This window comes from Chitinophaga sp. GbtcB8, from assembly GCF_019091455.1.
In the GTDB taxonomy this organism is placed as follows: Bacteria; Bacteroidota; Bacteroidia; order Chitinophagales; family Chitinophagaceae; genus Chitinophaga.
Window position 1 is genome coordinate 24,323 of sequence record NZ_JAGXJN010000043.1, and the last position, 14,370, is coordinate 38,692.

General features: G+C 49.8%; 10 protein-coding genes and 2 pseudogenes. 5 read left to right on the forward strand and 7 right to left on the reverse strand.

All coding sequences use genetic code 11. The features are described from left to right. Positions 1-23 precede the first annotated feature (23 nt). Positions 24-881 carry an NmrA family NAD(P)-binding protein gene (locus KVT36_RS27210; protein WP_217606595.1) on the reverse strand — a complete coding sequence of 286 codons (858 nt, stop codon included), beginning with the start codon at positions 879-881 and terminating at the stop codon, positions 24-26. 183 nt (positions 882-1,064) lie between these two features. Between KVT36_RS27210 and KVT36_RS27215 the strand changes: the two genes are divergently transcribed. The 5 genes from KVT36_RS27215 to KVT36_RS27235 all read left to right on the forward strand — a co-directional run bounded on the left by KVT36_RS27215 (position 1,065) and on the right by KVT36_RS27235 (position 4,353). Continuing rightward, a complete protein-coding gene (locus KVT36_RS27215; RefSeq protein WP_217606596.1) occupies positions 1,065-1,565 on the forward strand; it encodes a DUF1772 domain-containing protein in 501 nt (166 codons plus the stop codon). Then, a complete protein-coding gene (locus KVT36_RS27220) occupies positions 1,562-2,530 on the forward strand; it encodes a hypothetical protein (RefSeq protein ID WP_217606597.1) in 969 nt (322 codons plus the stop codon). Before KVT36_RS27215 ends, KVT36_RS27220 begins: the two co-directional genes overlap by 4 nt. Before the next feature lie 222 nt (positions 2,531-2,752). Continuing rightward, complete coding sequence (locus KVT36_RS27225) at positions 2,753-3,325, forward strand: dihydrofolate reductase family protein (RefSeq protein WP_217606598.1); 573 nt, start codon at positions 2,753-2,755, stop codon at positions 3,323-3,325. 35 nt (positions 3,326-3,360) lie between these two features. After that, the gene (locus tag KVT36_RS27230; protein WP_217606599.1) at positions 3,361-3,897 is read left to right on the forward strand and encodes an SRPBCC family protein; all 537 of its coding nucleotides are present in this window, start codon (positions 3,361-3,363) and stop codon (positions 3,895-3,897) included. 30 nt (positions 3,898-3,927) lie between these two features. After that, entirely contained in the window at positions 3,928-4,353 is a 426-nt protein-coding gene (locus KVT36_RS27235) for a VOC family protein (RefSeq protein WP_217606600.1), read from the forward strand. A gap of 97 nt (positions 4,354-4,450) precedes the next feature. On the opposite strand, the gene pafA is transcribed toward KVT36_RS27235, so the two are convergent. The 6 genes and pseudogenes from pafA to glpK all read right to left on the reverse strand — a co-directional run bounded on the left by pafA (position 4,451) and on the right by glpK (position 14,325). Continuing rightward, a complete protein-coding gene (gene pafA / locus KVT36_RS27240) occupies positions 4,451-6,082 on the reverse strand; it encodes an alkaline phosphatase PafA (RefSeq protein WP_217606601.1) in 1,632 nt (543 codons plus the stop codon). A 142-nt stretch (positions 6,083-6,224) separates the two neighbouring features. Continuing rightward, a complete protein-coding gene (locus KVT36_RS27245) occupies positions 6,225-7,799 on the reverse strand; it encodes a RagB/SusD family nutrient uptake outer membrane protein (protein ID WP_217606602.1) in 1,575 nt (524 codons plus the stop codon). 19 nt (positions 7,800-7,818) lie between these two features. After that, positions 7,819-10,884: a TonB-dependent receptor gene (locus tag KVT36_RS27250; protein WP_217606603.1), complete on the reverse strand. Its 3,066-nt coding sequence runs from the start codon at positions 10,882-10,884 to the stop codon at positions 7,819-7,821. A 69-nt stretch (positions 10,885-10,953) separates the two neighbouring features. Continuing rightward, positions 10,954-11,883: a glycerophosphodiester phosphodiesterase family protein gene (locus KVT36_RS27255; protein ID WP_217606604.1), complete on the reverse strand. Its 930-nt coding sequence runs from the start codon at positions 11,881-11,883 to the stop codon at positions 10,954-10,956. 181 nt (positions 11,884-12,064) lie between these two features. Beyond that, a pseudogene (locus tag KVT36_RS27260) lies at positions 12,065-12,799 on the reverse strand (MIP/aquaporin family protein); the annotation flags it as partial. A gap of 26 nt (positions 12,800-12,825) precedes the next feature. Next, positions 12,826-14,325, reverse strand: a pseudogene (gene glpK, locus KVT36_RS27265) (glycerol kinase GlpK). Between the last annotated feature and the right edge of the window lie 45 nt (positions 14,326-14,370).

The following is a 14,370-nucleotide window of genomic DNA, read 5'->3' on the forward strand; positions in this document are numbered from 1 at the left end:
TTTTTACACTTAAACTCCGCTTCTTATTTAAGCTCTTCAGCCGGTGCATTCCATATGCCGGCAGCGGCAGTTTCCTTTGCATAGGTTGCAAAATCTTTGGCAGGGCGGCCCAGTACCCGTTCTATATCCCCGCTTACAGAGGCATTACGGCCGTCCAGCACTTCTGTAAATAAATAACCCAGTAACGCAATCACATCTGCCGGTACTTCATACTGTTCCATTACAGCGGTATAATCGGCTATAGGCATATATTCATACCGGATGCTTTTGCCGGTAGCTTTGGCTATCATCGCGATGGCTTCCGCAAAGCTATACATCTCAGGACCGGTTACCTCGTACAGCTGTCCGTAATGCCCGGGCTGTGTAAGGGCGGCTACTGCTACATCTGCAATATCATCTGTATCTACAAAAGGCTCTCCTACATCACCGGCAGGCAAGGCTACATGACCGGCCTGTATAGGCTCCAGCAAATAACCTTCGCTGAAGTTCTGGCTAAACCAGCTGGCGCGTACAATAGTCCAGTTAATACCGCATTGCATTACTATCTGCTCACAATCCTGCGCTTCCTGCTCACCGCGGCCGGATAATAATACTACGTGCTGAATACCTTGCTGTGCTGCCTGTTGTGTAAAAGCGCGGATAATGCTGGTAGCGCCGGGCACTGCCAGGTCGGGCTGAAAACAGATGTACACAGCCTGTATATCTTTTAAGGCAGGGGCCCAGGTATCCGGGTTATACCAGTCAAAAGGAATGCTGGCTGAGCGGGAGCCTATACGTACCGGCCAGTCCATTTGGGTTAAACGGTTTACAATACGGCTGCCGGTTTTACCGGTACCACCTGTTACCAGTGTGTGTGATTTGGGCGGGAGTTGTGTGTTCATGATCTGCTTTTTTTTCTCAAAGCTAGAACCGGGGGCAGGGAAGAAATAGAACAAAACCGACAGGAGGGGAACAAACATTTTATATTCCGCTGCCACAGCAGTTTACAGGCGGCTGTCGGTTTTGTTCTATTTTAAAAAAGCGGTGTGTTACACATTTGCAGTATCACTTAAAACAACCGCTTTATGAACATTCATAATCTTATACTCTGGGCCACAGCCACGCTTACCGCGTTGATCGCCGGCCTTTTTTATGCATGGTCCTGTTCTGTAGTGCCGGGTATTGCCCGCCTTTCCGACACACAATACCTTAGCTCTTTCCAGATGATGAACCGGGCTATCCTGAACCCCGTGTTCTTTATGAGCTTTATGGGCACGCTTATCTTATTACCGGTTTGCACTTTTATGCAATACAGCCAGCCGGTAAGCCTGCGGTTCTGGTTACTGCTGGCTGCTACCATCCTGTATGTATTTGGTGTGTTTGGCGTAACCATGTTCGGGAATGTGCCTTTAAATAATGCGCTGGATGCTTTTAATATACCGGCTGCTTCCCCGGCAGAATTAGCTGCCATGCGCCTGCGTTTAGAAGGGCCCTGGAATAGTTTGAACACCATCCGTACCCTGGTAAATATTCTTTCACTGATGCTGGTTATTGCAGCCTGCATGGTATATAGAGAAAAAGCATGAAAAAGATCCTCCTTCCGCTATTGGTGATCATGCTGTTGCTGCTGCAATCCTGGAAATGGGAGCCGGCTGCTGATAAGAGCGTACTGCTGCCCGTTTTATCCGCCTATCATATTTTTGAAGGCAGCCCGGCTAATCTTGTACCTGCAAAAGAATACACGCCCTACGAGCTGGCCACCACCTTATTCTCCGACTACGCGGAAAAACAACGCCTGGTAAAAGTGCCTGCCGGTTTCCGCCTTACGCCGAATGGGGATCAGCTGCCGGATTTCCCCGAAGGCGCTATCCTGGTGAAAACCTTCTTTTATTACACTGATAAAAGAGATACTGCCAAAGGCAGGCGTATTATGGAAACCAGGGTGATGATAAGAACGGCGGATGCCTGGCAGGCCGGCACCTACCAGTGGAATGCAGCACAAACAGATGCAGTACTTATTACAGGCGGTGCAACGGAAAAGGTACAATGGACCAATGCCAATGGGGAACAACAATCCGTACGGTATGAGATCCCGGACCAGCGCAGCTGCAGATCCTGCCACCAGGGCAATGGTATGCTGCTGCCTATAGGGCCTAAGCTGCGCAACTTAAACCGTACAGTGCTGCGTAACGGTAAAAGTGTGAACCAGCTGCAATACTTATCCCACGCGGGTTTGCTGCCGGAGCTGGATATAGCTGTTATTACCGCTTTGCCGTCCTGGGATAACGAACAGGTGCCGCTGGCAGAAAGGGCCCGCGCTTACCTGGAAGTGAACTGCGCCCATTGCCACCGCAGCGGAGGCTGGGCAGCCCGTACCGGCCTGCGGTTTTCTTATGAGCTGTCATTTGAGGATACGCATATAGAAAGGAATGGCAATAGAATGGTGCATAAAGTAGCACAGGGGCAAATGCCCAAAATAGGCACTACCATTGTGCATGCAGAGGGGCTTGCGCTGATCCGCAGCTACATTAACGGGTTGCAGCAGCAATAACTTTTTTTATGATCGCCATCTGACCTGTTTCAAACAACCCCGTTCTTTTGAGCGGGGTTTCCCTTTTGGAGTGCAGCCGCTTCCATTAGCAAAAAGGGGAAATCCGGCCGTAAAGCCCCCCTCAAATTGTCGGATTTACACCCGGAACAGCTGGTAATGTTCAGATATCTTTGTAGGGTAATAATTTAAGATATCGCAAACCTAATAATCATTATAACTGTTATGAGAAAAGTAGTTTTATTAATGCACGTATCCCTGGATGGTTTTGTTGCAGACACTAATGGCGGCATGGACTGGATCCAGCATGACAGCGAGATCTTTCAATATGTAACGGACAAAATGGAGGATGTAGATGCCGCCATTTACGGCCGCACCACCTACGGGATGATGGAAGGTTACTGGCCCACGATACCCAATGATCCTAATGCCAGTGACCTGGACCGCCACCATGCAGCCTGGGTAGAGGAAGTGCAAAAAATAGTTTTTTCCACCACACTGGAAAAAGTAACCTGGAATAATACTACCTTAATAAACGGAAACACTGCCGCGGCAGTAGCCAAGCTGAAACAACAGCCCGGCAAGAACCTGATGATCTTTGGCAGCCCGCGTTTAACACACTCTTTTATGGAGCTGGGGCTGATAGATGAATACCTGATCAATGTGAATCCTGTGTTACTGGGTACAGGTATCCCCTTATTTAAGGATGTGCAGCAAAAAACAAACCTGCAGCTGTTAAGTACTGTTACCTTCAAGACCGGCGTAGTGGGCCTGCATTATGAGACTAAGCGCGGCTAAGCCATTCACCTGTTTTACCTAAACCACAACATACCATGAAAATTATCAAGCGTATCTTACTTGTTATTGCGATCCTGATCGCTATTCCCCTGATCATAGCCCTGTTCATCCGCAAAGATTATACGGTGGAAAGGGAAGTGAATATTAACAAACCTGCCGGCGAAGTTTTTGATTATGTGAAGTACCTGAAGAACCAGGATACCTATAGCGTATGGGCCAAAATAGACCCTGCCATGAAAAAGGACTACCAGGGCACGGATGCTACGCCGGGTTTTGTATACCGCTGGGATAGCCAGAATAAGGACGCAGGTAAAGGTGAGCAGGAAATAAAAAAGGTAATGCCCGGGCAGGTGGATTATGAGATCCGTTTTATAAAACCACTCCCCGGCAAGGCCAGCGCCTTTATGAGCGCCACCCCTGTATCCGGTTCACAGACCACGGTGAAGTGGGGTTTTAGCAGCAGGATGGCTTACCCCATGAATTTAATGCTGCTGATGAACATGGAAGACATGATAGGTAAAGACCTGCAAACAGGGCTGAACAACCTGAAAGCCATACTGGAAAAACAATAAGTTTATTATTCACCCATAAAAATATTTACAATGGCAGCCGTTAATCCTTATCTCACCTTTAGTAACAATTGCGCAGAAGCATTTGATTTTTACAAGGCGGCATTTGGCACAGAATTTCTGACCCGCATGTTGTTCAGTGACATTCCTGATTCCAAATACGATGAAAAGGAAGGAAAGAAAGTAATGCACGTAGCATTGCCCATAGGACAGGGTACTATTCTTATGGGCAGCGACAGCCCTGCTGAATTTGGCCAGCTGCGGGAAGGGGATAACCTTTCTATTGCTATCAGCGCCGCCAGCGAAGAAGAAGCCAAAAAATTATTCGACAGCCTTTCTGCCGGTGGCAAAGTAACCATGCCGCTTGAAAAAGCCTTCTGGGGCGCACTATTCGGCATGTTCACCGACAAATACGGTGTGCAGTGGATGGTGAATTATGACTATGAGCAGAAAGGATAGTGAATGTAAAATGTAAAATCATAAATGTAAAATGTAAAAGTGGAATGCAGCGAATAAGCGACTGCATTCCACTTTTACATTTAGAATTTTACATTCCTTACGGCTGCCCGGTAACCTGTTTTACCGGCTTGCCTACGCAGCCATTAGGCATTTGAATACGCAGCATGGCGGCAATGGTGGGCGCAATATCTGTCATGTGTGTAATGTCGTTGCTGGCGCCGTGTTTTACATGCCAGCCCATGAACACCAGCGGAATGTGCACATCATACGCATTCCAGTTACCATGGGTAGTGCCTGTGGTGGCGCCCTGGTACCAGCCGGGTTCCGGCACTATCATTACAGAGCCTGTGCGTTTAGGATTATACCCGTTTATGATCATGCTTTTAATAGGCTCCGGTATGGCGCTGCTGCCAATATTATCCACATCCACGGCAAACTGTACGCCCGGTTGTTTCAGCAGCCATTTCACAGTTTCCTTTTTTATGGCATCATAATCCAGCTTCGCGGAATCAATGCGGCTTACGTTAAAGTTCACATGATAGTTCCAGAGGCCGCGTACCAGCCCGCCGGTGCCGAATTTTTCTTTCAGCAATCCATCCAGCTCATTTTTGTTAACCAGCAGGCCGCCGGGTATATTATGCTCTTTCATAAAACCTACGGCATGTGCCGCACCATGATCGGCGGTGAGGAACACCAGGTATTTACCTTTGCCCACGCGCTGGTCAAGATAGGTGAAAAAGGCCGCCAGGTCTTTATCCAGGCGCAGGTAAGTATCTTCCACCTCTATAGAGTTAGGGCCAAACTGGTGGCCTACATAATCTGTAGAAGCGCAGTTGATGGTCAGGAAATCCGTAGCGGCGCCTTTGCCCAGGTTATAACCTTCTACGGCTGCCTTTGCAAAATCCAGCGTAAGCGTGTTACCGGATGGTGTGGCGCGCAGGCTCACCGGGTTCTTTGGATAGATCTCCGGCATGTTATGCGGGAACACAGGTGCTGTTTCACCGGTGTAGGTGCCTTCCCATTTTGAATTATCTGCGCTGCTTTGCAGGTAGGTGTTAATGGGATACAGTGTTTCCCAGGGTTTGGACATAAGCTGTGCGGGCTCTTTTTTTGCATTGAACTTTTGCACCCACTCCGGCAGCTCTTTCATGTAATAGGTGCTGGTAATAAAGCTGGCGTTGCTGTCGTCCAGCCAGAAAGCGCCGTTGGGCGTGTGCCCGGCAGGCAGTATGGAGGCGCGGTCTTTCAGTGATACGCCTACTACTTTAGAACGGAAATTGGTGGCCAGGCGTAGTTCATCGGTAATAGTAGAGGCCAGCAAATTACGCGGCGACATTTTACCGGCTGCAGAGCTGCTGCCTACGGATTGTACGGCGGTATCTTCCGTGCAGTACCAGTGACGCCCGGTAAGCTGGTCTGTCCAGTCATTACCGGTAATACCATGAATGGCGGGCACGCTGCCGGTGTACACGGTGCTGTGGCCTACTGCCGTAAAAGAGGGCAGGTGGCTGATGTAGGTGTTCTCACAGGAGAACCCTTCTCCCAGCATCCGTTTAAAACCGCCGGCGCTATACCGGTCATAGTAGCGGTATAAATAATCCCAGCGCATCTGGTCTACCACAATACCCACAATCAGTTTGGGCTGCTCATTGGCCTGCGCCATAACGGCGCCGCCCTGCATGAGTGCAAAGGCGCCTGCCAGTAACATGGCGGAAAATGGTTTGCTCATTCCGTACGTAATTTAAAAGTTGCAAAAAGATGTGCAAATATGCAGATGCGCAAAGTAATTAAAAAAATGACTGTACATCAGCATATTGGCTCATTAATACATCAGCGGTATCTGCACATTTGCATATTTGCACATCGGCACATTAATACAGGTTATTCTGCGTAAGCTCCGGGTTCAGATCTCTTTCTGTTTGTGGAATAGGCCACCAGTAATCCCTTTGCGGGTTAAAGGCGCGTTTTTCCAGGTACTTGCCGCTCCAGCTGAAAATGCTGGTGTTCAGCTCTGTTTGCGCGGTCTTCCAGCGGCGTATATCGTTGTAATACAATCCTTCGCCGGCCAGCTCAATGCGTCGCTCATGGTGTATTTCAGTGCGCATCTGCTCTTTGTTTAAACCGGCAGTTATATGCGGCATCTTCACCCGGTCGCGCAGGGCGTTCAATGCATCATACACGGTAGCATCCGGCCCGGCTGCTTCATTCTGCGCTTCTGCATACATCAGCAGCACATCGCCTAAACGCAGTACAATAAAGTTAATGTCCGACTGACCATCCTTCAGATCTGATTTATCGCTGGGCGGTGTAATGCTGTCATAGATGCTATACTTTTTCATGCCATAACCGGTGCTGGCAAAACGGGTAGAATCTATTTTTTTGCCTTTATACACGTCACCAGGGTAGGTGAAGGTAGCATACAGGCGCGGATCGCGGTCCTTGTACGGATTGGCGGCATCATAACCGGATGCAGGATCGGAAGTAGGCAAGCCGTTTTTCATGTAGTAGGCTTTGGCCAGGTCCAGCAGCGGTGCATTGGTATTGTACTGCGTGCAGATCAGGTCAAAGGAGCTGCCCTGGTTCGGAAAAATGTACTGCACATCAAAGATCACCTCTGAATTATTTTCATTGGGCTGCAGGAACAGGCTTCTGTAATCGCCAAACAGCTTGTAGTTCAGGTTCATTACAGCTTTGGCTGCCGCCGCTGCTGCCGTCCACTTGGCTACATCGTTCGTGGTGTTTAAAAGCGGGCTGGCCTCATACAGCAGCGCTCTGGCCTTTAAAGCCATGGCTGCGCCTTTGGTGGCCCTGCCTTTGTTGGTGCCGGTATAGGAGGCCGGCAGCACCAGCGCTGCGCTGTCCAGGTCTGTTATTACCTGCGCTATTACTTCTGCGCGGGGTGTACGGGGCAGCTTACCCTGTGTTTCTTTATTGGGCGGGTCCAGGATCAGGGGCACATCGCCATAATAGGTCTGTAAGGTAAAGTAATAGAGTGCGCGCAGGAACTTAGCTTCCCCCTTCATGCGGGTTTTGTCGTCTTCGTTCATCTCCGGCACTTCATCCACCTTAGCCAGGAAGGTGTTGCAACGGCCTATGCCGGTATAACAATCGCCAAAGCGCGCAGTAACAATACCGCCGGTGCTGGCATTCTGCTGCCCGGCTGCAATAAAGTTAAAGCTCATGGTATTGCTGTAGTTGTAGGCGTTGGGCGAAAGGGTTTCGTCCCACAGGGCCGTGGCAGATCCGCCACCGCTGTTCTTACCGCCATAAATACCATCATTGCGCAATACGGAGTAACAGCCGGTAAGGCCTGCTGCTGCGGCTTCCGGGGTGGTCCAGAAGGTAGCTTCCGTATAACGGTCGTGCGGGGAGGTATCCAGCAGGCTTTTATTACAGCCCATTGCCAGGAAACCTGCACCAGCCATTAAGAGAAATATCTTTTTCATCAGTTTGTTTTTTCGTGGTTTAAAAAGTAACATTCAGGCCGCCGTTATAGGTTTTCAGCATCGGGTAGCTGTACAGGTCTGATTGATCCAGCACACTTTCCGGGTCAAAATCCTTGTACTTGGAAAAAGTGAGCAGGTTCTGCGCATTAATGAATACAGATACCTTGCTGATCTTTGCTTTGGATAACCAGCGCTCAGGCAGGGCATAACCCAGCTGTATGTTTTTCATACGTACGTAAGCGTTATCCCGTAACCAGAAGCTGGAACGCTGAAAGTTATCGGCATAGCCGGTGCTGGTAGTAACGATAGGCAGGCGTGCGTTGGGATTCTCAGGCGTCCATGCATCTGTTTCCCATTCTTTGGTGGCATTGGCGCCATTGTAGAAGGGGAAGGCCAGGTTGGCCACCGGTAATACTTTTACGCCGGAAATACCCTGGAAAGCGGCGCTGAGCGAAATACCCTTATAACCCAGGTTAAATCCAAAACCAAAAGTGAACTTGGGTACAGAGGAGGAAGTATTCACCAGCACACGGTCATCACCGTTTATAATACCATCGTTATTTACATCTTTGAACTTGATGTAACCGGGTTTGGTGTTCACGCTTTGTTTGGCGCTGTGGTCCACCTCTTCCTGCGACTGGAACAGGCCTTCTGCCTGCAGCACATAGAATGCATCAATAGGGGAGCCCTCTTTTAAAATAGTGCCGTTTGAGTTATACACTACTTCACCGTTCAGGTCTACAATTTTATTCTTGTTATAGGATACATTGCCATACACGCCATAATCCAGGTTGCCAATATTGTTCTTGTATTGCAGCACTACCTCTAAGCCGGTATTATCCACCGCGCCAATGTTCTGCTGCGGGCCGGTAAGGTTGCCTATCTGCGCGGCAATGTTCACTGCGCGCAGGATACCGGTGGTGTGCTTTTTATAGGCATCTACGGTTAAGGATATACGGTTGCCCCAAAGATTAACATCGGCGCCTGCATTATAGGTAGTGGTGGTTTCCCAGTGAATGGTAGGGTCCACATACTTTTTGGTAGCGCCGCCGGAGTTCAGGGTGCCGCCAAAGCTGTAATCTTCTCCCAGCTCCACGCTAGGCAGGTAGCTGTACAGCGGTACGGCCTGGTTGCCCATAGAGCCTACGGACACGCGCAGCTTTAACTGGTCTATGAAGTTGGACTGGAAGAAAGATTCCTTATCAATACGCCAGCCGGCAGATGCGGAGGGGAAAAAGCCCCAGCGGTATGAGCCTGTTGGGCTGAAACGGGAAGATCCATCGCTACGGAAAGTAGCTTCCAGTAAATACTTGCCGTCAAAATCATAGTTCAAACGGCCAAAGTAGGATTGCAGCACATCGCGGGTATAGTTACCGTTGGTGGCATTCCACACGGTACCGGCATCAAAGGCGTCCAGCGTGCCATCCAGGTAACCGTACATGCTGGTGCCCCAGGAATCGGAATCAAAATTATCGTAGCTGGAGCCCAGCATTAATGCTACGTTGTGTTTTCCTGCAAACTGGTGGTTCCAGTTCAGGGTGTTGTAAAAGTGGATGTTGATGTCGTTATAATCTGTTCTTTGTGAGCGGGGCGCTGTGGCCGGGCTGTTCCAGTTAATAGCGGCGCCGGTTTTAGGGTTAAAGGTTTGCATACGGGGCGTGAAGCCGGTGAGCAAACCATCGTATTTATCAACCCCGAATTTGATATTGTACGTAATGTTGAACGGCAGCTTGTATTCTGCAAAAACAGTGCTCAGGAAACGCTGTACCGTTTTGGTCATTAAACCATTATAGGCCAGCATACGCGGATTTTCCCAGTTGTTGCGGCCCAGGGTCCTGAGCCAGGAATTGCCATAGCGGCCATCCTCCAGGGTATCTGATAAAATGGGCAGCGCCCTGGCCAGGTACGACCAGGTAGAGGTATAAAATGGCGTGGTGTAATTGCGGTAATAACCATCCATGGTAACGCCTACTTTCAGCCGCTCATTTACATTCATAGATGCATTGATGCCTATGGAATATTTATTTTCATTGTTGCCGGGGCCAAAGAGAATACCATCCCTGTTCAGGTAACCAATAGAAAGGCGGTACTGGTATTTATCCGTACTACCGGCTACGCTGAGGTCATGTTTTTGTATAACGCCATTCTTCAAAGCAATATCATACCAGTTGTTGGCAGGGTAGGTGAAGTGGTCGGTGGCCATGCCTGCCTGGTATTCTGCAATGTCGGCATCTGCATACTCCGGCGCTTTGCCTTCATTTTTGTTGGCCTGGTTCTTCAGCTTCATGTAGGTAATGGGATCATCAATAATATCCGGCAGGTAGGTAGCTTTTTGCTGACCGTAATAGTAGCTGTAGTTTACACGGGAAGTGCCTTTACCTTTCTTAGTGGTCACCAGCACTACGCCGTTGGCAGCGCGTGAGCCGTAAATGGCTGCGGCCGCATCTTTCAGCACGGTTACGCTTTCAATATCCGCCGGGTTCAGCTCGTCCATGGAATATTCAATACCATCTACCAGCACCAGCGGGTCGCTGTTATTGAGGGTGCCCACGCCGCGTATGCGAATGGTGCTGCGGTCTACACCGGGCTGGCTGTTGCTGAGGTTTGCAAATACACCGGGCACGCCCTGTAAAGCGTTACTCACGTTGGTGAGGGGCTGACCTACCTTGTCTACCATTTCCACGGTAGTAATAGCGCCGGTTAAGGTAGCTTTCTTTTGCGTACCATAACCTACCACCACCACATCGTTCAGCTTTTGTACATCTTCTTCCAGCTTTATTTCCAGCGGGGTGGTGTTAGTTACCTTTACTTCTTTGGGCAGGTACCCGATAAAGGAGAATTTAAGCGTGGCATCTTTGGCCGCGCTGATCTTAAAAGAGCCGTCGGCTGTACTGGCAGTACCGCGCGAAGTGCCGGCTACCTGTATGTTTACGCCGATCAATGGCATGCCATTAGCGGCAGTGATCTTTCCGGTAATAGGCAGGTCTTGCGCCTGCAGGGATAATGCAGTAAAACATAAGATCCCCAGTAGCAACACCCGGCTTTTTAACCGGCTTGATGTGTGGAATCGTAAGAGCAGTTTCATAAACGTTTATTATTAGATAATGGTGAAAACGATTTTAATCGCGTCGCCTCGCGGCTCCCCGCAATGACGTTACTTCGGTAACCTGTTGGGATAGTCGGTGATGATGCCGTCAGCACCAAGTGCTTGCAGGTGTTTCATCTCATCGGTTGTTTCTACTGTCCAGGGGACAATCTTAATCCGTTTGGCATGACATTTATCCACCAGCTCTTTGCTAACCATATGGTATTCCGGGTTATAAAAGAACGGTGTGAATCCTAACTGTTGCAGGTGCTGTTCAAAAGTGTGCTGTTTATCGGAAGTAAGAAAACCCAGTTTTATTTGCGGGTGTGTGCGGTGCAAGATCTGCAAGGGCCGCATGTCAAAAGACTGTATGAACAAACGTTTGCCTAGCGGCGCCAGCTGTTTTACCGCCATTAGCTTTTGCAGGTATTCTGCCGGTGCAGGTTGTTCCTTACCATCTGTTTTTTCAGAAGATTTAATTTCCAGCAGGTAATATACCGGTGGCAGCTTATGCGCGGTGGTATAGGCTTCCACGGAATCTATCATATCAGACAGCAGAGGGGCGTAGCTGCGCATACGCTGCTGCTCCGGGAAGGCCGGATAAGGTTTTTCGCCGATAATAAAGGGCTTGATATCCGCATAGTTCATGTTATAAAAAATGTACTGGCTGCGTTCTGCGGATGTTATATCACTGCCATCCGGTTTAGTGGTGTAGGAGGGCGTAAAGGAGGCATCGTGGTATACCACTACCTGCCCGTCTTTAGTAATGTGCACATCAAACTCAATGGTGTTGGCGCCGGTTTCAATGCCGGTGATCATGGCAGGAATAGTATTTTCCGGCATGAGCCCGCGGGTGCCGCGGTGGCCTACTTTATAATACCCGGGTAAATCGCTGCCGGCAGCGGTGGTGGCGTGTTGCGTTGTTTTACAGGCCGTAAGGTAATAGCCGCTCAGGGCCAGTGCACAGCCCATAACGGCCATGCTGGTACGCTTTTTCATCTGCTTTATGTTTTAATAAATGGGTTGAATGCTATGTACCTGGTTTGGAATAGTTCTATGCTATTGTCTGGCTGATATTCACATGTACAGTGCATGCGTTTAAACGCTATGCGTTGATCCGTTTCCGTTAATTATAGTCCCCCCAAAGTACTGCTCGTATATTCGTATATGTTTGACGTGTTTATTTTATGAACAGGTATAAAATGGCTGCCAGTACAGCGCCAATAACAGGCCCTGCAATGGGCACCCAGGCATAAGCCCAGTCGCTGCCCTGTTTCCCTTTTATGGGTAACAGCATGTGCATAATGCGGGGGCCCAGGTCCCTGGCCGGGTTAATGGCATAACCGGTAGTGCCGCCTAACGACAAACCAATAGACCATACCAGCAAAGCCACAGGCAGCGCACCCAGGGAGCCCAGCCCTACAGGCGTTTTATCGGGTCCCAGCTCTGCGTTTGTGAAATAGAAAATGGTAAACAGCAGTACAAATGTGCCGGTGATCTCACAGATCAGGTTACGGCCAATTTTACGTATAGCCGGCTCTGTGCAGAACACGGCGCGCTGTAAACCTGCGTCGGGCGTTTCATCCAGGTGGTCTTTATAGTTAAGCCATACCAGGAAAGAGCCTGTCATAGCGCCCAGCATTTGCGCGGCAATAAAGGAGGGTACGCGGGCCCACTCAAATTTACCGGCTACTGCCAGTGAAATGGTTACAGCTGAGTTTAAATGTGCGCCGCTGTAAGGTGATGCCAGCACTACGCCTACAAACACGGCGAGCGCCCAGCCGGTGGTGATCACGATCCACCCACTGCTGTTGCCTTTTGTTTTATTAAGCACTACGTTCGCTACTACGCCGTTACCCAGCAGTATCATTAATGCAGTACCAAGGAATTCCGCTAATAAGGGATGCATGTTATTGGTTGAATTTAGTTTTTACATAACGTTTATTCTGCTGCAGCGGCCCATACCTTGGCCGTTTTTACTGCGCGGTTCCAGCCTTTGATCCACTCTTCGCGGTGGGTTTGTTCTGTGGCGGGTGTAAAGGTCTTATCTACCTGCCACTGGCTGCGGATCTCTTCCAGGTTTTTCCAGTACCCGGTGGCCAGGCCTGCCAGGTAAGCGGCGCCCATGGCGGTGGTTTCGGTAATACGCGGGCGCACTACTTTGGTGTTCAGGATATCTGCCTGGAACTGCATCAGCAAATTATTGCCGGTAGCGCCACCATCTACACGCAGCTCTTTAATGCTGATCTTTGCATCTGCTTCCATGGCTTTTAATACTTCCATGGTCTGGTAGGCAATGCTTTCCAGCGCTGCCCTGGCAATGTGCGCGGCAGTGGTGCCGCGGGTCATGCCTCCCAGGGTGCCCCGTGCATGCTGCTCCCAGTGTGGCGCGCCTACACCTGCAAAGGCAGGCACCAGGTATACGCCTTCATTTTCTTTGGTGCTGGCAGCCAGCGCTTCTACTTCTGATGAGGCGCGGATAATGCCCAGCCCATCGCGCAGCCATTACACAATAGCGCCGGCAATAAAAATGCTGCCTTCCAATGCGTATTGCACCTGCCCATCCACTTTCCAGGCTACGGTAGTAACCAGGTTGTTGCGGCTGTTGGTGGGTTTTCCCCCAATGTTCATAAGCATAAAACAGCCGGTGCCGTAAGTATTCTTTACCATACCGGAGGCAGTGCACATCTGCCCAAAAAGAGCGGCATGCTGGTCGCCGGCAATACCGGCTATGGGTATTTGTTTGGCAAACATACCGGGCGTGGTTTCGCCATATACTTCGCTGGATTCTTTTACTGCTGGCAGCATAGATGCCGGTATATCCAGCAGCTGCAAAAGTTCGTTGTCCCATGCCAGTGAGTGAATGTTAAACAGCATGGTGCGGGAGGCGTTGGTAACATCTGTGGCATGTACGGCGCCATGGGTCAGGTTCCATATCAGCCAGCTATCTACGGTGCCAAAAGCCAGCTCGCCTTTGTTGGCGCGGTCGCGTGCGCCGGGCACATTATCCAGGATCCATTTTATTTTGGTACCGGAGAAATAGGCGTCTATTACCAGGCCTGTTTTTTCACGGATCATTTTTTCGTGGCCGGCTGCTTTTAATGAATCGCAATAAGCGGCGGTGCGGCGGTCCTGCCAAACAATGGCGTTATGTATAGGTTTGCCGGTAGCGCGGTCCCATACCAGGGTGGTTTCCCGCTGGTTGGTAATGCCAATAGCGGCTATGTTGCCGCCTTCCAAACCCGCTTTGGCTATGGCTTCTGTGGCTACGCCTATCTGGCTGCTCCATATTTCTGCCGGGTCATGCTCCACCCATCCGGGCTGTGGGAAAAGCTGGGTAAATTCTTTCTGCGCTACGGATACAATGGCGCCGGAATGGTCAAATAAGATGGCTCTTGAGCTGGTGGTTCCCTGGTCCAGGGCCATAATGTATTTGTTCATGTTTTTCCTGTTTATCTACGTGGCTATTTCAGTTTATAATGGAAT